Origin of the sequence: Ruegeria sp. TM1040 (assembly GCF_000014065.1) — a bacterium.
Lineage (GTDB): Bacteria > Pseudomonadota > Alphaproteobacteria > Rhodobacterales > Rhodobacteraceae > Epibacterium.
This window is the reverse complement of the sequence record NC_008044.1, coordinates 2,939,274-2,958,850: the sequence shown is the minus strand read 5'-3', so window position 1 is coordinate 2,958,850 and position 19,577 is coordinate 2,939,274. Positions and strand designations below refer to the sequence as shown.

Annotated in this window: 17 protein-coding genes; 12 read left to right on the top strand and 5 right to left on the bottom strand. The window is 59.7% G+C overall.

The genetic code is table 11. From position 1 onward, the window contains the following. The first annotated feature begins 76 nt into the window (after positions 1-76). Genes TM1040_RS18420 through TM1040_RS18405 form a run of 4 tightly spaced genes read left to right on the top strand, consistent with a single transcriptional unit; the run spans position 77 to position 4,388 of the window. A complete protein-coding gene (locus tag TM1040_RS18420) occupies positions 77-1,240 on the top strand; it encodes an acyl-CoA dehydrogenase family protein (protein WP_044026941.1) in 1,164 nt (387 codons plus the stop codon). A 2-nt stretch (positions 1,241-1,242) separates the two neighbouring features. Then, positions 1,243-1,557, top strand: a complete 315-nt coding sequence (locus TM1040_RS18415; protein ID WP_011540109.1) for a SelT/SelW/SelH family protein — start codon at positions 1,243-1,245, stop codon at positions 1,555-1,557. Between the two features lie 6 nt (positions 1,558-1,563). Then, on the top strand, positions 1,564-3,603 hold the full coding sequence (locus TM1040_RS18410) for an acetate--CoA ligase family protein (protein WP_011540108.1): 2,040 nt from the start codon (positions 1,564-1,566) through the stop codon (positions 3,601-3,603). After that, positions 3,600-4,388 (top strand): carnitinyl-CoA dehydratase, encoded by a 789-nt coding sequence (locus tag TM1040_RS18405; RefSeq protein ID WP_011540107.1) that lies wholly within the window; start codon positions 3,600-3,602, stop codon positions 4,386-4,388. The genes TM1040_RS18410 and TM1040_RS18405 overlap by 4 nt, the downstream gene beginning before the upstream one ends. Before the next feature lie 9 nt (positions 4,389-4,397). Here TM1040_RS18405 and TM1040_RS18400 read toward each other — a convergent pair whose 3' ends face one another. Beyond that, positions 4,398-5,321: a hydrogen peroxide-inducible genes activator gene (locus TM1040_RS18400; RefSeq protein WP_011540106.1), complete on the bottom strand. Its 924-nt coding sequence runs from the start codon at positions 5,319-5,321 to the stop codon at positions 4,398-4,400. A 178-nt stretch (positions 5,322-5,499) separates the two neighbouring features. On the opposite strand from TM1040_RS18400, the gene katG reads away from it, so the two are divergent. After that, the gene (katG, locus tag TM1040_RS18395; RefSeq protein ID WP_011540105.1) at positions 5,500-7,716 is read left to right on the top strand and encodes a catalase/peroxidase HPI; all 2,217 of its coding nucleotides are present in this window, start codon (positions 5,500-5,502) and stop codon (positions 7,714-7,716) included. Between the two features lie 60 nt (positions 7,717-7,776). Here katG and TM1040_RS18390 read toward each other — a convergent pair whose 3' ends face one another. From TM1040_RS18390 to TM1040_RS18380, 3 genes are all read right to left on the bottom strand, one after another. Beyond that, positions 7,777-8,880, bottom strand: coding sequence for a thiolase family protein (locus TM1040_RS18390; protein WP_011540104.1), 1,104 nt, complete (start codon positions 8,878-8,880; stop codon positions 7,777-7,779). Further along, positions 8,880-10,034, bottom strand: a complete 1,155-nt coding sequence (locus TM1040_RS18385) for an AMP-binding protein (protein WP_011540103.1) — start codon at positions 10,032-10,034, stop codon at positions 8,880-8,882. Before TM1040_RS18385 ends, TM1040_RS18390 begins: the two co-directional genes overlap by 1 nt. A gap of 63 nt (positions 10,035-10,097) precedes the next feature. Continuing rightward, on the bottom strand, positions 10,098-10,955 hold the full coding sequence (locus tag TM1040_RS18380) for a MurR/RpiR family transcriptional regulator (protein ID WP_011540102.1): 858 nt from the start codon (positions 10,953-10,955) through the stop codon (positions 10,098-10,100). A gap of 113 nt (positions 10,956-11,068) precedes the next feature. Between TM1040_RS18380 and TM1040_RS18375 the strand changes: the two genes are divergently transcribed. The 7 genes from TM1040_RS18375 (at position 11,069) to TM1040_RS18345 (ending at position 18,974) form a co-directional block, all read left to right on the top strand. Next, complete coding sequence (locus TM1040_RS18375; RefSeq protein WP_044026940.1) at positions 11,069-11,833, top strand: N-formylglutamate amidohydrolase; 765 nt, start codon at positions 11,069-11,071, stop codon at positions 11,831-11,833. Then, positions 11,830-12,417 carry a TRAP transporter small permease subunit gene (locus tag TM1040_RS18370; protein WP_011540100.1) on the top strand — a complete coding sequence of 196 codons (588 nt, stop codon included), beginning with the start codon at positions 11,830-11,832 and terminating at the stop codon, positions 12,415-12,417. The genes TM1040_RS18375 and TM1040_RS18370 overlap by 4 nt, the downstream gene beginning before the upstream one ends. After that, positions 12,414-13,733, top strand: a complete 1,320-nt coding sequence (locus TM1040_RS18365; RefSeq protein WP_011540099.1) for a TRAP transporter large permease — start codon at positions 12,414-12,416, stop codon at positions 13,731-13,733. Before TM1040_RS18370 ends, TM1040_RS18365 begins: the two co-directional genes overlap by 4 nt. A 54-nt stretch (positions 13,734-13,787) precedes the next feature. Beyond that, the gene (locus TM1040_RS18360; protein WP_011540098.1) at positions 13,788-14,822 is read left to right on the top strand and encodes a TRAP transporter substrate-binding protein; all 1,035 of its coding nucleotides are present in this window, start codon (positions 13,788-13,790) and stop codon (positions 14,820-14,822) included. Between the two features lie 75 nt (positions 14,823-14,897). Further along, entirely contained in the window at positions 14,898-16,250 is a 1,353-nt protein-coding gene (locus tag TM1040_RS18355; protein WP_011540097.1) for a glutamine synthetase family protein, read from the top strand. 102 nt (positions 16,251-16,352) lie between these two features. Further along, on the top strand, positions 16,353-17,735 hold the full coding sequence (locus tag TM1040_RS18350) for an aldehyde dehydrogenase family protein (protein ID WP_011540096.1): 1,383 nt from the start codon (positions 16,353-16,355) through the stop codon (positions 17,733-17,735). A 93-nt stretch (positions 17,736-17,828) separates the two neighbouring features. Then, the gene (locus tag TM1040_RS18345; protein ID WP_044026938.1) at positions 17,829-18,974 is read left to right on the top strand and encodes an iron-containing alcohol dehydrogenase; all 1,146 of its coding nucleotides are present in this window, start codon (positions 17,829-17,831) and stop codon (positions 18,972-18,974) included. 84 nt (positions 18,975-19,058) lie between these two features. Here the strand turns inward: TM1040_RS18345 and TM1040_RS18340 are convergent, their stop codons facing one another. Then, on the bottom strand, positions 19,059-19,526 hold the full coding sequence (locus TM1040_RS18340; protein ID WP_011540094.1) for an Lrp/AsnC family transcriptional regulator: 468 nt from the start codon (positions 19,524-19,526) through the stop codon (positions 19,059-19,061). Positions 19,527-19,577 lie beyond the last annotated feature (51 nt).

Genomic DNA, 19,577 nt, shown 5'->3' with positions numbered 1-19,577 from the left:
CCTTATCTGCACGATCTGGACGCTACGCCAAGGATAGGGTGTGGAGCAAGCAGATACGCCAACAAGGAGAGAGCTCGTGCATTTTGGGATGACTGAAGAACAGGCGATGATCGTCGAAACCACACGGGCCTTCGTCGAAAACGAGCTGTATCCGCATGAACTCGAGGTCGAGCGCAGCGGCCATCTGGATATGGATCTGATTAAAGAGCTCCAGTCAAAGGCCATCGAGGCTGGTCTCTATGCGGCAAACATGCCCGAGGAGGTCGGTGGGGCAGGGCTCGATACCCTGTCGTGGTTGATGTACGAAAAAGAGCTGGGGCGCGCGAACTATGCGCTTCACTGGACGGCCGTGGCACGTCCTTCGAATATCCTTCTTGCGGGCACGGACGAGCAGAAAGAAAAATATCTGTTCCCCTGTATTCGCGGCGAAAAATGGGACTGTCTTGCAATGACCGAGCCGGGCGCTGGCTCCGATCTGCGTGGCATGACAGCATCGGCGCGCAAGGAAGGCGACGACTGGGTCTTGAACGGGACCAAGCATTTTATCTCTCACGCGGATATTGCCGACTTTGCCATCGTGTTTATGGCGACCGGCGAGGAGGACACTCCGCGCGGCAAGAAGAAAAAGATCACGGCGTTCTTTGTGGACAAAGGAACTCCCGGTTTTGCAGTGCGCGACGGCTATCGCAATGTGTCGCATCGGGGATACACCAATCAGGTGCTGGAGTTCGATGACTGCCGTTTGCCGTCGTCGGCGATCCTTGGCGAGGTCGACCAGGGGTTCGAGGTGGCAAACACCTGGCTTGGTGCCACCCGTCTGCAGGTTGCGGCCACCTGTCTGGGGCGTGCGGATCGAGCGCTGCAACATGCGGTGGAATACGCCGCGCAGCGCAAACAGTTTGGTCAGCCCATCAGCAAATTCCAGGGCGTGTCGTTCAAGCTCGCCGACATGGCGATGGAGTTGAAAGCCGCCAATCTCTTGACCTGGGAGGCGGGCTGGAAGTTCGATCAGGGCAGCGTCACCGAGGCCGACATGTCCATGGCCAAGCTGAAAGCGACCGAAATGCTCGCTATGGTTGCGGATGAGGCCATCCAGATCCACGGCGGCATGGGGCTGATGGATGAACTCCCGCTGGAACGGATCTGGCGCGACGCGCGCGTTGAACGTATCTGGGAAGGGACCAGTGAAATCCAGCGGCACATCATCAGCCGCGAGATGCTGAGACCACACGGAGGCTGATCGTGTCGACCACGGCTGAACCCACAACAAAACCGCATATCACCATCACATATTGTATCGGGTGCAACTGGTTGTTGCGTGCGGCATGGATGAGCCAGGAATTGCTCTCGACCTTTCAAGAACAGCTTGCTGGTGTGACCTTGGTCCCCGGCGAAATCGGGGGCACCTTTGAGATCTCCGTGGAAGACCAACTGATCTGGGAGCGCAAGCGCGATGGCGGTTTTCCAGATGTCAAAGAGCTCAAAACCCGTGTGCGTGACCTTATCAATCCGGAACAGAGCCTCGGGCATCTGGACCGCAACAGTTCAAGCGAATAGATCTATATGCAGTCTCTAAACAGGCTATTTAGACCCAAAACCATCGCCGTTGTCGGCGGAGGTGCGTGGTGTCTTGCCGTAATCGAACAATGCCGCAGAATGGGGTTTGAGGGGGAGATCTGGCCCGTGCATCCAAAGGCCGAAGAGGTGGCCGGGCTCACGGCGTATGCCGATGTTGCCGCTCTGCCTTCGGCGCCGGATGCAAGCTTTGTCGGGATCAACCGCCTTGCGACCATTGATGTGGTGCGGGCGCTGGCAGAGCGTGGCGCCGGGGGCGCGGTTTGCTTTGCATCCGGATTTCTCGAAGCCGAGGCCGAGGACAGCGAAGGTGCAAACCTGCAGCAGAACCTGCTGGAGGCTGCAGGATCGATGCCGATCCTTGGCCCCAATTGCTATGGGTTTATCAATTATCTCGACGGGGCGCTGCTCTGGCCGGATCAACATGGTGGTCAGCGCGTGGAAAAAGGGGTGGCGATCATCACCCAGAGCTCCAACATTGCGCTCAACCTCACGATGCAGAAACGGGCGCTGCCGCTCGCGTATGTCGTGACCTGTGGCAATCAGGCTCAGACTGGGATCGCCGCAATTGGAGAGGCGCTCCTCGAAGACGATCGGGTGACGGCGCTGGGGCTTCATATCGAGGGATTTGGCGATCTGCGCGCTTTTGAATCGCTCGCAGTAAAAGCCCGCCAACTCGGCAAACAGATCATCGCGCTCAAGGTGGGTCGATCTGCGCAGGCTCGGGCGGCAACGGTGTCGCACACGGCCTCACTCGCGGGGGGGGACGCCGGTGCCAGCGCCTTGCTGGGGCGTCTGGGTATTCCACGGCTGTATGATCTGCCATCCTTTCTGGAGACGCTGAAGCTGATGCACATGGTTGGGCGCTTGCCCTCCACGCGGATCGCAACAATCAGTTGTTCCGGCGGTGAAGCGAGCCTTGCGGCAGATACGGCGCATGGGCGCGGCGTCTCTTTTCCTCCGTTGAATGAACGCCAGCGTACGGATCTGCGCGCCGCTCTTGGACCAATGGTCGCGCTTGCCAATCCACTGGACTACCACACTTACATCTGGCGCGATGTGGACGCGATGACGCGCGCTTTTGCCGCCATGGTCGATCCGCAGCTGGGCCTGACCATGATTGTGGTGGACTTCCCCCGCGATGACCGATGCGATGCCTCGGACTGGGACTGCGTCATCGAGGCTGCAATCGCGGTGCGGCAACAAACGGGTCAGCCCATTGCGCTCGTGGCAACCTTGCCGGAGCTCCTGCCGGAAACGGTGATGGAGCAACTCATCGCCGCCGACGTGGTGCCGTTCATGGGGCTATCTGAGGCGATCACCGCGACAGAGGCGGCAGGGCACCCGTTGCCGGAGCTCACACACCCGCTGTTGTTGCCCACCAAGAGCCATAGCAATCCTGATCTGGTGCCGGAGGGCGAGGCCAAAGCGTGGCTGGCACGGTTTGGCCTGCGTGTGCCGCGCTCCAAACCTGCCCGCAGCGTGGTTGCAGCGCGAGCGGTGGCGGCAGACATCGGCTACCCGGTTGCGCTCAAGGGCGAGGGGATCGCCCACAAGACAGAAGAGGGCGCCGTGCGCCTGAACCTTCGAAGTGGGCAAGAGGTGAGCGATGCCGCCGTTGCTATGCCCACGGATCGGTTCCTCGTCGAAGAGATGATCACCGGTGCGGTTGCGGAGCTGCTTGTCGGGGTGACCAAAGATCCCGCACATGGTTTTGTGCTGACACTGGCGGCAGGTGGCACACTGACGGAGGTCATGCAGGACAGCACGTCTGTGTTGTTGCCGGCCTCGGATTCGGCGCTGAGTACTGCGCTTGACAGCTTGCGCATCGCTCCACTCCTGAAAGGCTACCGAGGCGCACCGCCTGCGGATCGCGCAGCGATCATGCGGGCGATCCGAGCGGTCGAAGCCTATGTGATCGCCGAGGCCGAGGGCCTTGAGGAAATCGAGATCAATCCGCTGATTTGCACGCCTAGCGATGCCGTCGCAGCAGATGCATTGATGCGCAGAAAGGACAAAATAAAATGAGCCAAGACAGCCCGATCAAGACCCGCCGTGAGGGGGCCATCCTTGAGGTGACACTGGACCGGCCCAAAGCCAATGCGATCGACCTTGCGACCTCGCGGCAGATGGGAGAGGCCTTTCAGGCCTTTCGCGACGATGATGCGCTAAGGGTGGCGATCATAACCGGTGGTGGCGACAAGTTCTTTTGCCCCGGGTGGGATTTGAAAGCGGCGGCAGGCGGCGATGCCGTGGATGGCGACTATGGGGTCGGGGGGTTTGGTGGCCTGCAAGAACTGCGCGACCTGAACAAACCGGTTATCGCAGCGGTGAATGGCATTGCTTGCGGAGGTGGTCTGGAACTGGCGCTTTCGGCGGATATGATTCTCGCGGCAGATCATGCGAGTTTTGCTTTGCCAGAGATCCGCTCGGGCACCGTGGCCGATGCGGCTTCGATCAAGCTCCCTAAACGCATCCCTTATCACGTCGCGATGGAGCTACTGCTCACCGGACGGTGGTTTGATGCGGAGGAAGCTCACCGCTGGGGTCTGGTGAATGAGATCGTTGCAGCGGATCAGTTGATGGATCGTGCCTGGGAACTCGCGCGTCTGCTCGCGTCCGGTCCGCCGCTTGTCTACGCGGCGATCAAGGAAATCGTGCGCGACGCAGAGGATTCCAAGTTTCAGGACGCAATGAATCGGATCACCGGACGGCAGTTGCGCACGGTCGATGTGCTCTATGGATCCGAGGACAATCTTGAAGGCGCGCGCGCATTTGCGGAAAAGCGCGATCCGGTCTGGAAGGGGCGCTAAGCCCCTTTCCTAGAGCGGTAAGACATCTCTGTTTCGGCGTGCCAGCGCTTCGGCAGCCTCTCGCACCACCTCTGCGATGTCTTGTAGTTGTGGCGCGAGGGGGCTGGTCTTGCGCCAGACCATCCCGATCGTGCGCCCTGGCTCATCTCCTGGGAAACGAGCAAGAGAGACGGGTGCAGAGCGTGTCTCCACAGCGACGGCCATCTCGGGGATGATCGTAACGCCGATACCGGCGCCCACCATCTGTACCAGTGTCGACAATGAACTGCCGTCCAGCCCGTCACGCGGCAGCGCCGGACGCAGGCTGCAAAAGGACAGGGCCTGATCGCGAAAACAATGGCCTTCTTCCAGCAACAAGAGCTTCATTTCGCGCATGCCTTCGGGCGAGGGAACCGGCGCGCCCGCATCCGAAGCCTGACGGACCAAGACGAATTTCTCTTCAAACAGCGCGGTTTCGACCAATCCCGATTCTGACACCGGGAGCGCGACAATCGCTGTGTCCAGCCGCCCTTCCAAAAGTTCCGTGATCAGGCGCTGCGTCAGGGTTTCGCGGATATGGACATCAAGTCCGTCATGCCGGGCGTTCAGACGCTGGATCAGCGTAGGCAGTAGATAGGGCGCAACCGTGGGGATAACCCCAATGCGGAGCCGACCGACCATCCGGTCCTGTGCGACGCGTGCCAGATCGCCCAACTCATCAACAGACCGCAGGATTTCTCGTGCGCGCTCTGCAAAGTCCTGTCCGAAACCTGTCAGGCGCACATGGCGCGCACTGCGTTCAAACAAAACGATGCCAAGCGTCTCCTCCAACTCTTTGATTTGGATTGACAAGGCAGGTTGCGAGATCGCACAGGCATCCGCCGCGCGTCCAAAATGCCCATGCCGGGTGAGCGCCTCGAAGTACCGGAGCTGCTTGAGTGTGATATTGATCATTTGTTTTTCTTATAGCGATTATGAGAAAATGCAACTTAGAATAATTCTGAACTCTTGCTATAAAGATTTGTGAGGGCAGCTGTCAGGACTTCTGTGGATTCGCCAACAGCAACCAAGACCGCGATGCCCCCGACATTTGAACAACTGTTCCCACCAAGGACACTTTCTGGAGGAAGACATGGACGGACAAGATATTGGCGCAGGCGGCGGCTGCCCCTTTTCGGGCGCGAACACCAACAAGGGTCGCAGATCAAACCGTGACTGGTGGCCGAACCAGCTCAACCTCTCGATCCTGCATCAACATCAGGCGCGCCAGAATCCGCTCGGCGAGACGTTCAACTATGCCGAGGCGTTCAAGAGCCTCGATCTGGACGCTGTGAAGAAAGACCTGATCGCGCTGATGACCGACAGTCAGGATTGGTGGCCAGCGGACTACGGTCACTATGGCGGGCTTATGATCCGCATGGCTTGGCATTCGGCAGGGACCTACCGGACCGCAGACGGTCGTGGCGGCGCCTCGACGGGCACGCAGCGTTTCGCGCCACTGAACTCCTGGCCGGACAACGGCAACCTCGACAAGGCGCGCATGCTGCTGTGGCCGATCAAAAAGAAGTACGGCAATGCGCTCTCTTGGGCCGATCTGATGATCCTCGCGGGCAACTGCGCGATCGAGTCCATGGGGCTGAAGCCCTTTGGCTTTGGTGGTGGCCGTGCCGACGTTTGGGAGCCCGAGGAAGACATTTACTGGGGGGCTGAAGACGAATGGCTTGCCACCTCGGATCACGCGCAGGCCCGCTATTCCGGTGATCGCGTGCTGGAGGACCCGCTGGCTGCCGTGCAGATGGGTCTCATTTACGTGAATCCCGAAGGGCCTGACGGGAACCCGGACCCCATCGCATCCGGCCGTGACATTCGCGAGACCTTTGCCCGGATGGCGATGAACGACGAGGAAACCGTGGCGCTGACCGCCGGGGGGCACACCTTTGGCAAGGCGCATGGCAACGGCCCGGTGGACGCAGTCGGCCCCGAACCAGAAGCTGCGCCCATCGAGGCGATGGGTCAGGGCTGGCTCTCTTCGCACAAATCCGGCAAGGGCGTGGACACTATTACCTCTGGGATCGAGGGCGCTTGGACGCCGAATCCGATCCAGTGGGATATGGGTTATTTTGATGTCCTGTTCGGCTATGATTGGGAACTGACCAAATCCCCGGCGGGTGCTTGGATCTGGCATGCGAAGGACCTCAAAGAGGATGACCACGCCCCCGAGGTGGACGGCTCCGGCAAAAAGGTCCCGATCATGATGACCACCGCCGATATGGCGATGAAGATGGACCCGATCTATGGGCCGATCTCCAAGCGGTTCCATGAAAACCCGGAGGAGTTCGCCGAGGCCTTCAAGCGCGCATGGTTCAAGCTGACGCACCGCGATATGGGGCCCAAGGCCTGCTATTTGGGTGCGGATGTTCCGGATGAGGACCTAATCTGGCAGGATCCACTGCCCGCCGTCGATCACGCGCTGATCGAGGAGGCAGATATTGCGTCCCTCAAGGCAGACATTCTCGCCTCCGGCCTTTCGGTCCAGGATCTGGTCTACGTTGCATGGTCTTCTGCGTCCACGTTCCGCGGTTCAGACAAACGTGGCGGCGCCAATGGTGCCCGCATCCGCCTTGCGCCGCAAAAGGACTGGGAAGTAAACGAACCGGCCAAGCTGGAAAAAGTCCTGAATGCGCTCGAAGGTATTCAGTCTTCTTTCAACGCGGCCGCGTCCGGTGGCAAAAAGGTGTCATTGGCGGATTTGATCGTTCTTGCGGGCTCCGCAGCCGTTGAAAAGGCGGCCAAGGACGCCGGTTTTGACGTGACTGTGCCGTTCACACCCGGACGCACCGACGCCACGGACGAGCAGACAGATGTTGAAAGCTTTGACGTGATGGAGCCGCAGATCGACGGGTTCCGCAACTACGCGCCAAAGAAATTCTCGGTCTCCACCGAGGAGATGCTGGTCGACAAAGCGCAGCTGCTGACACTTTCGGCGCCGGAAATGACGGTGCTGGTCGGTGGTCTGCGCGCAATCGGAGCGAACTATGGTGACAGCGCCCACGGCGTTCTCACTTCGCGCAAGGGCCAGTTGACCAATGATTTCTTCGTCAACGTGCTCGATCTCGGTACCAAATGGACCGCTACGGACGACAGCGGCGAGATCTTTGAAGGCGCAGACCGCGCCACTGGCGAGGTCAAATGGACCGGCACCCGTGCCGACCTGATCTTTGGCTCCAACTCGCAGCTGCGCGCTCTGTCCGAGGTCTACGCGCAGGACGACAATGCGGGCAAAATGGTTGCCGACTTCGTCAAGGCCTGGGTCAAGGTGATGGAACTGGATCGCTTTGATCTGAAGTGATCTGGGTGGATCTACGATGATTGGAAAGGCGCTGCATTTCGCGGCGCCTTTTTCACATTTTCATGTAGCCTCAAAGAGGGCAGCAGAGCCTATGCCACCAGCCGCGGCAATGGCGGCCAGAGCAATTCCATCTCCGCAGCGCAGCGCGTGAAACAGTCGTACCACGAGGAGAGCGCCCGAAGCGCCCACGGGATGACCTTGTGCCAGTGCGCCTCCTGCGGGGTTAACGATGTCCGCGGGCAAAGCTGCGCCGCGCACGCAGGCCAGTGCCTGCACTGCGAAGGCTTCCATGATTTCTGCGCGGCATAGATCTGTGCGCTCAATTTGCGCCTGAGTGAGCACTTTTTGGATTGCGGGCAGCGGGGCGAGGCCTGGCTGCTCTGGGTCCGCGCCGAGTGTTGCGCCTGCAATCAGCGAAAGCCCTCGCGTGCGCAGACGCCGCGCGATTTTTTCGCTCACAATAACCACAAAGGCCGCCGCATCCGCCGCCACCGCCATATTCGCAGCCGTTATGTCGCCAGTGACAACTTTGGCGCGCGCGCAGTGGCGGGCGGTGAGGGTGCGCGTGAAACTATCTTTGACCGCGCCGTTAATTGAAACGATCTCTTCGGCGCGTCTGGCTTCATGCAAGCTTGCGAGAGCATGGCTGCGCTGGGCCCAGTCATCTTGCTCTGCTCGGGTGATGTGCTGCATGCGTGCCAGATCTGCCGCGGCCACCGCCATATCCGGATCACGATCCGGCCACGGGGTAAATCGTGCTTGCGCGTAAGGCTCTGGTGGGCGTCCATCGGCGAAAGTGCGGCTGCGCTGCGGACGGCGGGAATAGCTTTCTGCGCCACCGGCGATCACGACCTCATGGTGACCAGCCTGAACCAATGCATGCCCAAGTAGGATTGCATCCAGTCCGCCCGCGCATTGGCGGTCTATACTGAGCCCCGCGACATGGTCTGGCAGCCCAGCCGCCAGCGCTGCTACCCGCGCTGGATTTCCCCCTGCACCCAAGGCATTGGACAGGATCAGCTCTCCGACCTCATCCCCCGCGAGGCCCGCGTCTTCCAGGCAGGCGCGGATCACAGGGGCCGCAAGCTCATGTGGCTCTAGCGCCGCAAAGGCGCCTCCGCGCGGGATCACCGCGGTACGGCGCGCGCTGACAATGGAGGGCATCACAGATCGTCCCAAAGATCGCGCAAGGCCTGCAGGTCCGGTTTGCCCGCCGTCAGCATCGGGATCTTCGCCACCCTGCGTATGCTGCGAGGCACGGCGTGATCGCCGATTTGATGGCGGCAAAGCTGCCGGAGCGCAGCGGGACTGGCCTCGCCTTGAACCGCGGCATGGATCACATGCCCGCGCAGCGCATCCGGAACTGCACAGACAACGGCGATCTCGACCTCGGGGACGCTCATCAGGACGGCTTCGATTTCCTCGGGAAAAACGTTCTTGTCGGCCACCGTCACCATGCGATTTTTGCGCCCCTTGGCAAAGAGGTTGCCCGACTCGTCCAGCCGTCCCATCTCTCCGATGGTGAGCCACCCGTTGTTCCAACGTGTCTCTTGGCTCTCTCCTTTTACATAGCCATCAAAGACAAACGGACTCCGTATCCAGATTTCGCCCACGCCATTCGCATCAGGGCTGTCGATCCTGATTTCAACGCCAGGGTAGGCTTGTCCCACAGACCCTTCGAGCGCGTCCGGGCCTGCGATGGTCATATAACTTGTTTCGGTGGCGCCGAAGATCTCAATCACCTGGGCGCCCGGAAAGAGCTGCTGAAGCCCGGCGCGCGTCTCGTGGTCGAGCTTGCCACCCGATGAAAACAGCAATCGCAGCCCTTCCAGTTGACGTTTTCCCGCAGCGCGGCGCAGCAGTCGCAACTGCGCTGGCGTCGCATAGAGCACCGAGGCGTGGAACTCGCCCAGTCGACTAAGCTGTTCTCGCGGACCGCAGTCGCCCAGCATCGCGAGGTCGGCACCGATTTGGCACGCCGCAACCGCCGCAAATAGCGTGAGCGAATGCGAAAGGTTGCCAAGGCTTGCATAGGTATCCCTGGCGCCAAGCGCAAAAAGCTCTCGGTCCATCTCGAAGCTTCGAATCCAACTTTCGGGGCTGCGCCGAATGGTTTTTGCGTATCCCGTCGAGCCTGAGCTTTTGCAGTAGAGCCACTGCGTCTGTTCCGCTTGGGCTTGGATCGGGACGGCACCCGGTTGTGCAAGAATGGACTGGCCCTCGCGGAGCGCATGCAGCAATTCCGCCAGACCTGCCACCTCGGGCGTGAGGATGCGGGTCTCTGGTGAGAGGTGAAATCTGTCCTTGCGCGCTGTCATCGCTGTGCCTGTGCATCCCGGTTGGGAGGCAAACTACCGATGAATGCGGCGGGCGAACAGGTCTCAGGTGAATTTGCGAAACAGGCGTGTACGGTCGAAGGCGGCTTCGAGCTCGTCATTGCGCGCCTTCACGGTGTCCCAATGGTCCTCTTGGATCTTGGCGATCATACTTTCGATCAACAACAAAAGCGCGACCCCTGAATCCCATGCCGAGGGCACCGCGATGCGCGCGGCAAAGGTGAATGTTGCCTCTTTTTGAATTGGCGAGCGCCACTGATCCGTAAACAGAACCACTTTCACGCCGCGTTCATGCGCCATCTCAGCCAGAAGAAGGGTCGCGTTCTCATAGCGTCGGATGTCAAAGAGAATCAGCGTATCGCCCGGAAGCAGGTCCAGAACCGAGTGGGTCCAGGAGGCGCGCGGCGGAATCATGAAGACATCTCTTCGGATCATCTGCAGGTGCAGATAAAAGTTCTGTGCCAGCGTTCCGCTCAGGCGCCCGCCGGCAATATGTACGCGACTATTGGTGTCCGCGAGAAGCGCACAGAGCGTGTCGAACTCCTCGAGGTTCACATTTTCCAGCGTGGCGCGAATATTGTCATAGACCGCAACAGCATACCGATTAAGCATATGGCCTTCTGGTAGCTCCGGCGCCTGTTCTGCCCTTTTTTCCACAGGGTTAGAGATGATTTCGCGCAATTCTTCGCGCAAGGCATGCTGAAATTCGGGATAGCCAGAGAACCCCAGTTTTTGCACCATACGCGCGACGGTCGGCGTCGAGACCTCAGCCAGTTCCGCAAGCTCTGTGATGCTGCCAAGACCGGGAATCGGATAGTTGTCCAAGATCGCCGCCGAAAGTTGCCGTTCCGCACGCGTCAGGTCAGATTCGCGTGATTTCAGTTTCTCGGCAATCGTCGGCATCCACGGCTCTCCTGCTCGGGTTTTTGGCATTTTATTACAGGTTGGGCGTTGATGAAAGAATTTTTACAGAAAGTATATTGACAGAAGGGTGTCGGCTGAAGAGCATGCTTCACATGAATACAGATACCTTTGCCTTTGATTTCGGTCCCTCGTTTGCCAAGACGCCATCCGCTGCGGAGGCTGAGGTCATCATCGTGTGCGAGCACGCCGCCAATTGGATTCCTCCCTCGCTTGATGCGCTGGGGTTGGATGATGCGGCGCGTGACAGTCATATCGCGTGGGATCCGGGCGCGCTGGGCGTGGCGCGCAAATTGGCAGAGTTGCTCAAGGGGCCATTAGTCGAGGGCTGTATCTCGCGTTTGGTTTACGACCTGAACCGTCCGCCCGAGTCGCCCACGGCGATTCCCCCGGCTTCCGAGATTTTTGACGTTCCAGGCAATCGAGACCTGTCGGACGCGGCGCGCGCGCAGCGGGTGGAGGCGGTGTATGAACCGTTCCGCGCCGCTTTGGCTGAGGAGATCGCGACACGCGAGTCTGCTCTGCGCCTGATGGTCACGGTTCATAGCTTCACCCCCGTCTACAATGGTGAGACCCGTGCGGTTGAGCTTGGTCTCCTGCATGGTCGCGACGACCGTTTTGCCAAGGCAATGCTGGCGCATCAGCCAGAAGGCCTCGCTTGGGACGTGCGTCTCAACGAGCCTTACAGCGCCAGCGATGGCGTCGCACATACGTTGGACGTGCATGGCTGTGACAATGGCTTGCTGAATGTGATGCTGGAGATCCGGAACGATCTGATTGCAACGCCTGCGCAGCAGGACGCTTGGGCCACAGCGCTTGCACCCTGGATTCGCGCCACACTGGAGGACGCAGCCGTATGATCGGAGCGATGCTGGGATATGTGCGGGTCGTCGATGCGGTGAATTACCGGATCGGACGCCTGATGATGTGGGGGCTCTTTGTGATGATGGGGATCCTCTTGTGGTCCTCGATCTCCAAGACCTTCTTTTTGCCCTCGCTCTGGACGCTGGAAATGGCACAGTTCGCGATGGTCACCTATTACATACTTGGTGGACCCTACTCGATCCAGATCGGGTCGAATGTGCGCATGGACCTATTTTATCACAACTGGTCCACCCGGCGGAAAGCCTGGTTTGATGCCTTCACCGTGCTGGCGTTGATCACCTACCTCGCCATTCTCTTTTATGGCGGTCTTGGCTCCACAGCCTATTCGCTGGGCTACTGGGGTGACAATCCCTTTGCCTTCTTCTGGGGCCTAATCACAGGCGCCGAGGAGGTGGGCCATATGGAGCGCGCCTCGACAGCATGGCGCCCCTTCATCTGGCCGATCAAATCGATCATGGTTTTCGGCTTCTTCATGATGCTGCTGCAAGCCATCTCTGAACTCTTCAAAGACATCGCCCGCCTCAAGGGCTACGACATCCCAAGCGAGCGCCCCTCATGAGCCAGGAATATATCGCCATCTTTATGTTTGCATCCATGATGCTCATGCTCTTCACCGGGCAGCGCGTCTTTGGTGCGATTGGGGCTGTGGGGGCCGTTGCTGCGCTTTTGCTGTGGGGCGTGGGTGGTTATGACATCCCGTTCTCGGCCGCGATGAAGCTGATGAAATGGTACCCGCTGCTGACGCTGCCGATGTTCATTTTTATGGGCTACGTCCTGAGCGAGAGCCGTCTGGCGGATGATCTCTACAAGATGTTCCACGTCTGGATGGGGCCGATCAATGGCGGGCTTGCCATCGGCACCATCGGCCTGATGGTTCTGGTCTCTGCCATGAATGGCCTGTCGGTTGCGGGCATGGCGATTGGTGCCACGATTGCGCTGCCGGAGCTTTTGCGCCGTGGCTACGACAAGACCATGGTCACGGGCGTGATCCAGGCTGGCTCGTCTCTGGGCATTCTGGTGCCGCCTTCGGTGGTGCTGGTGCTCTATGCCATGATTGCGCGCCAGCCGGTTGGGCAACTCTGGTTGGCGGGTGTGATTCCGGGACTGATGATGGCGGGACTTTTCATCATCTACATCTGGCTGCGCTGCAAGGCGAACCCGGCCCTTGGTCCGGCAATGGAAGACGCCCACGAGGTGCCCCGTGCAGAGAAACTGCGCCTTCTCGGTTCGGGCGCGCTGCCGCTGTTGATCTTTGCGGCGATGATGGTGCCTTTTGTGAATGGCTGGACCTCGCTTGTCGAGAGCTCCGCGATTGGGGCGCTCACGGCGCTGGCTGCCTCGATTGCAAAGCGTCGCATGACGTGGAAGATCTTTGAATCCTGCACCAAGAACACGCTGGCGATCTCATGTATGTTCATGTGGATCATCCTTGCGGCGCTTGGGTTTGGCGCGGTCTTCGACGGGCTTGGCGCGGTGAAGGCCATCGACAGCCTCTTTACCGAACAGCTGGGGCTCAGCCCCTGGGTCATCCTGATCCTCATGCAGCTCAGCTTCATCATCATGGGCACCTTCCTGGATGACACTGCGATGCTTGTGATCGTGGCGCCGCTCTATGTGCCCCTGGTTGCAGCACTTGGGTTCGATCTGGTCTGGTATGGCGTCCTCTACACGATCACGACCCAGATCGCCTATATGACGCCCCCCTTTGGCTACAACCTGTTCCTGATGCGCGCCATGGCGCCGCCAGAAATTTCGCTGACCGATATCTACCGTTCGATCGTGCCGTTTGTGGCGATCATGGTCGTGGCGCTGGCAATTATCATGGTGTTCCCGCAGATCGCACTTTGGCTGCCGGAGACCATTTACGGACAATAAGCAGAAGGCCCTGTTCAAACGGCCCCAGACGATAACCACAGAGAGGTACTACTGATGACAACACGTCGTAATTTTCTAAAGACCACCGCCTTGGGCGCTGCCGCTGCACCGCTTGCAGCGCCTGCGCTGGCGTCTGGTAAGATCACATGGCGGATGCAGACCTACGCCGGTCCCGCGCTTGCAGCGCATGTGATCGACCCGGCGATTGAAATGTTCAACAAGATCGCAGGCGACCGCATGCAGATCGAGCTTTTCTACGCCGACCAGCTGGTCCCCACGGGTGAGCTGTTCCGTGCCATGCAGAAAGGCACCATCGACGCGGTACAGTCTGATGACGATTCCATGGCGTCTCCGACAGAAGTGACCGTTTTTGGCGGCTATTTCCCCTTTGCGTCGCGCTACTCGCTCGACGTGCCGGTGCTGTTCAACCAGTACGGCCTCAACGAGATCTGGGATGCGGAATACTCCAAGGTGGGCGTCAAGCACATCTCCGCAGGCGCTTGGGATCCTTGCCACTTTGCCACCAAAGATCCGATCAACTCGCTTGAGGATCTCAAGGGCAAGCGCGTCTTCACCTTCCCGACTGCGGGCCGCTTCCTGAGCCAGTTCGGCGTCGTGCCTGTCACCCTGCCGTGGGAAGACATCGAAGTTGCAATGCAGACCGGCGAGTTGGATGGCGTTGCTTGGTCGGGCATTACCGAAGATTACACCGTGGGTTGGGCCGATGTGACCAACTACTTCCTGACCAACAACATTTCCGGTGCATGGGCAGGCAGCTTCTTTGCCAACATGGACCGTTGGAACGAGCTGCCCGAAGATCTGCAGGCGCTGTTCCGTGTCTGCACCGACCAGTCGCATTACTATCGCCAGTGGTGGTACTGGGGTGGCGAAGCCTCCTTGCGCGTCAATGGCGACAAGATGAAGCTGACCTCGATCCCCGATGCAGAATGGCAGCAGGTCGAAGATGCCGCGGTAAAGTTCTGGGACGAGATCGCAGCCGAATCCGAAACCAAGGCGAAGGTTGTCGAGATCTTCAAGAAGTACAACGCCGATATGGCGAAAGCCGGTCGTCCGTATCGTTACGGCTGATCACACGTGCAATAGCAATCAATGTCGGGGGCGGGGTTTCACTCTGCCCCCTGTCAAAACAACAGGGAACGCCAGATGACTTTCGAGGATCTCAAGGAACAGATCGCAGCCGGACAAGTGGATACGGTTTTGGTTTGCATTGTGGACATGCAAGGCCGCCTGATGGGCAAACGCTTCCACGCCGAGGCCTTCCTCGAAATGGCAGACGGCGAGACCCACTGCTGCAACTACTTGCTGGCCACCGATCTCGCGATGGCGACACCGGATGGCTATGCCTCAACCAGCTGGGAACGCGGCTACGGCGACTACATCATGAAGCCGGACCTGACGACGCTGCGCCCGGTTCCGTGGCTTGAGGGAACTGCGATGGTGCTTTGTGATGTCATCGACCATCACACCCACGCACCAGTCGCGCATTCGCCGCGTGAGATGCTCAAGGCGCAGATCGCGCGCTGCGAGGCGTTGGGGCTGTCGCCCGTGATGGCAACCGAGCTTGAGTTCTTCCTGTTCAAAGGCACCCATGACGAGATCGCCGCTGGCGGCTTTAACAAGCTCGAGCCGATCTCAACCTACAACGAAGACTACAGCATCATGCAGACCTCCAAAGAGGAGCCTGTGATGCGCCCGATCCGCAATCACCTGCGCGCCATGGGGCTCCCGATCGAGGGCTCCAAAGGCGAGGCAGAGGCCGGCCAAGAAGAGCTGAACATCAAGTATGACGCGGCGCTGGCAACGGCCGATCATCACACGATCGCAAAACATGGCATCAAGGAGATCGCGCATCAGCAGGGTTTTGCGGCGACGTTCCTTCCCAAATGGCACCACGAACGGGTCGGGTCTGCTGCGCATGTGCATCAGTCGCTTTGGAAGGATGGCGGCAACGCCTTCTTTGACGAGAGCGCGCCGCTCGGAAAATCAAAGCTGATGGACCACTATATGGCGGGTTTGTTGAAATACGCCGCCGACTACACCTATTTCATGGCGCCCTATATCAACAGCTACAAGCGGTTTGCCAAAGGCACTTTTGCACCTACGCAGGTGGTTTGGTCTGTTGATAACCGCACGGCGGCCTTCCGCCTCTGTGGCGATGGAACCAAGGGTGTTCGGGTTGAATGCCGGGTTCCGGGTTCCGACATGAACCCTTATCTGGCGCAGGCTGCGATGTTGGCGGCTGGGCTCAAGGGCATCGAGGAAAAACTGGAACTGCAGGACCCGTTCAATGGCGATGCCTATGCTGGCGACACACAACAGCATATCCCGCGCAGCCTGCTGGAAGCGCGTAAGGCGCTGTTGGGCTCCGAGATGCTGCGCGAGGCCTTTGGTGAAGACGTGATCACGCACTATGCCCGCGCGGCAGAGTGGGAGATTGAAGAATTCAATCGCGTTGTGACCGACTATGAGGTCGCGCGCGGGTTTGAGAAAGCCTGATATCCGCTGGGCGGGCGGGGGCCAGCCCCCGCACCCCCGGGATATTTGGGAGAAGATGAAGATAATCGGGGCCGTATCCTGCGCCCCCGGAGGAGTTGGCCAATGGGCAAGACACTGAATTGTATTTCGCCGATCGACGGATCGGTCTACGCCAGCCGCGAGACGCTGGATCTGGACGCCGCCCGTAGCGAGGTGGCCGCCGTGCGGTCTGCGCAAAAGGCTTGGGCCGCGCGTCCGCTACAGGAACGTATCGATCTCGTGATGGCGGGCGTCGCCGCCATTGGCGAGATGAACGATGAAATCGTGCCTGAGCTTGCCCATATGATGGGGCGTCCGGTACGGTTTGGCGGCGAATTTGGTGGGTTCAACGAGCGCGCGTCGCATATGGCGCAGATCGCTGCCGAGTCGCTTGCGGACATCGAGGTTGGCGAGGACGCCACTTTCAAGCGTTACATCAAACGCATTCCGCATGGTGTGGTCTTTGTGGTGGCGCCCTGGAACTACCCCTACATGACCGCGATCAACACCGTCGCGCCAGCGCTTATCGCGGGCAACACCGTGGTGCTGAAGCACGCCACCCAGACGCTCTTGGTCGGTGAGCGGATGGCTAAGGCGTTCCATGCGGCGGGCGTGCCTGAGGATGTGTTCAAGAACGTGTTCCTCGATCACGATACCACCTCTGCTTTGATCGCGGAGAAGGCGTTTGATTTTGTGAACTTTACCGGTTCTGTCGGCGGCGGCCAGGCAATGGAACGTGCCGCAGCGGGCACCTTCACGGGCGTTGGGACCGAGCTCGGTGGCAAGGATCCGGGCTACGTGATGGAAGACGCGGACGTGGACGCCGCAGTTGATACGCTGATCGACGGCGCGATGTTCAACTCTGGCCAGTGCTGCTGCGGAATCGAGCGCATCTACGTCCACGAGAGCCTCTATGACGCTTTCGTTGAAAAAGCGCTGGCGGTGGTCAATGGCTACAAGCTCGGCAACCCGCTGGATGCGGAAACCACCATCGGCCCGATGGCCAACGTGCGTTTTGCCCAAGAGGTGCGCGACCAGATCGCCGAGGCGATCGAACAGGGTGCCGTGGCGCACATCGCCACAATGGATGCGGATGATGGGGGTGCCTATCTGACTCCGCAGATCCTGACCAATGTCACCCATGAGATGCGCGTGATGCGCGATGAAAGCTTTGGACCGGTCGTGGGCATCATGAAGGTCTCCTCCGATGAGGAAGCGATCAAACTCATGAATGACAGCGACTTCGGCCTCACCGCTTCCATCTGGACCAAGGATCTGGAGCGCGCACAGGCTGTGGGCGACCAAATCGAGACCGGCACCGTGTTCATGAACCGCGCAGATTACCTCGATCCGGGGCTCTGCTGGACCGGCTGCAAGAACACCGGTCGCGGCGGTGGTCTTTCGGTGATCGGCTATCACAACCTGACCCGGCCGAAGTCCTACCACCTGAAAAAAGTCACCGCCTAAGGCCCTTCATCTTCTCAAAAATATCCCGGGGGAGCTTGCCGGATGGCAAGCGGGGGCAGCGCCCCCACCCCGGCTCACCATAGGAACATGCTGATGTCTCTCATTGGAAACTGGTCTTATCCGACCGCAATCAAATTCGGCGCAGGCCGGATCAAGGAACTGGCCGATGCTTGCGCGCAAGCCGGGATCAAAAAGCCGCTCTTGGTCACCGACAAGGGGCTTGCAGATCTGCCCGTCACTCAATCGACGCTCGATATCATGGAGGCCGCAGGCCTTGGGCGCGGGATGTTTTCTGAGGTCGACCCCAACCCGAACGAGAAAAACCTCGACGCGGGTGTTGCGGCCTACAAGGCAGGCGGCCATGACGGTGTGATCGCCTTTGGCGGCGGCTCCGGCCTCGATCTGGGCAAAATGGTTGCGTTCATGGCGGGCCAGACCCGCCCGGTTTGGGATTTTGAGGACATCGGCGACTGGTGGACCCGCGCGGACGCGGATGCGATCGCCCCGATCATTGCCGTGCCGACCACCGCGGGCACCGGATCTGAGGTCGGGCGTGCCTCTGTCATCACCGATAGCGCCACCCACCAGAAAAAGATCATCTTCCACCCCAAGGTTCTGCCCACCGTGGTGATTTGCGATCCGGAGCTTACCGTCGGGATGCCCAAATTCATCACTGCCGGCACCGGGCTTGATGCCTTTGCCCATTGCGTCGAGGCGTTTTCCTCGCCGCACTACCACCCGATGTCACAGGGTATGGCGCTCGAGGGTATGCGCCTGGTCAAGGACTACCTTCCGCGCGCTTATGCGGACGGCACCGACATTGAGGCGCGCGCGCACATGATGTCTGCGGCTGCCATGGGCGCCACCGCGTTCCAAAAAGGTCTTGGCGCGATTCACGCCATGAGCCACCCGATTGGCGCGCATTTCAACACGCACCACGGCACCACCAACGCGGTCTGCATGCCTGCAGTGCTGGAATTCAACGCGTCCGAGATTTCCGAACGCTTTGACATGGCAGCGGCCTACCTCGGGATCGAGGGCGGCTTTGAGGGCTTCAAGGCCTTCGTGCAAGAGTTCAACGACAGCCTCGGCATCCCGCGCGGCCTGTCTGCGTTGGGCGTGACCGAAGAGTCGATCCCGGAGCTGGTCAAAGGCGCGATCATTGATCCCAGCTGCGGCGGCAATCCCGTCAAGCTGACTGAGGAAAACCTCACCCAGCTGTTCAAAGCCGCGCTTTGATAGAATAATCGGTCCCCGAAACACCGAGGAAGAGGCCGTGCCCAGGATCTGGGCGCGGTCTCTTTTTGTGCGGTACTGCGCAAATCAAGGGATGCGGGCACGATCAATAAACTTGCGCAGCGCAAATCGTGACCGCACCGCGCGCAGCCCCTCCACGCGCATGAGTTTGGTTTGCAGGAAGGTCTCGAATTCCTCCAGGCTCTCCACGACCACCTCCAACAGGAAATCTTGCGCACCCGTCATCAGGCTCCCGGTCACGACCTCTTCAAACCGTGCCACTTTTCGCTGAAAGCTCGCGACAGCTTCGGCGTCCTGTTTTTCAAGCTCAACCGAGACAAATGCGGTGATGCCAAATCCGGCGGCCTTACGGTCGATCCGCGCCACATAACCCTCGATCAAGCCGCTATCTTCGAGCTGGCGCAGGCGTCGTTTGACCGGGGTCGCAGACAATCCAACACGTTCCGACAATTGTACCAACGACATGCGGCCATCCTCGCGGAGGGCGCGTAGAATCGCGCGGTCCAATCGGTCTGCAGCGTATTTCGCCAACATAAACCCCTTGTGTAGTGATAAGCACTAATGTTTGCGTGTTATTATGGGGGA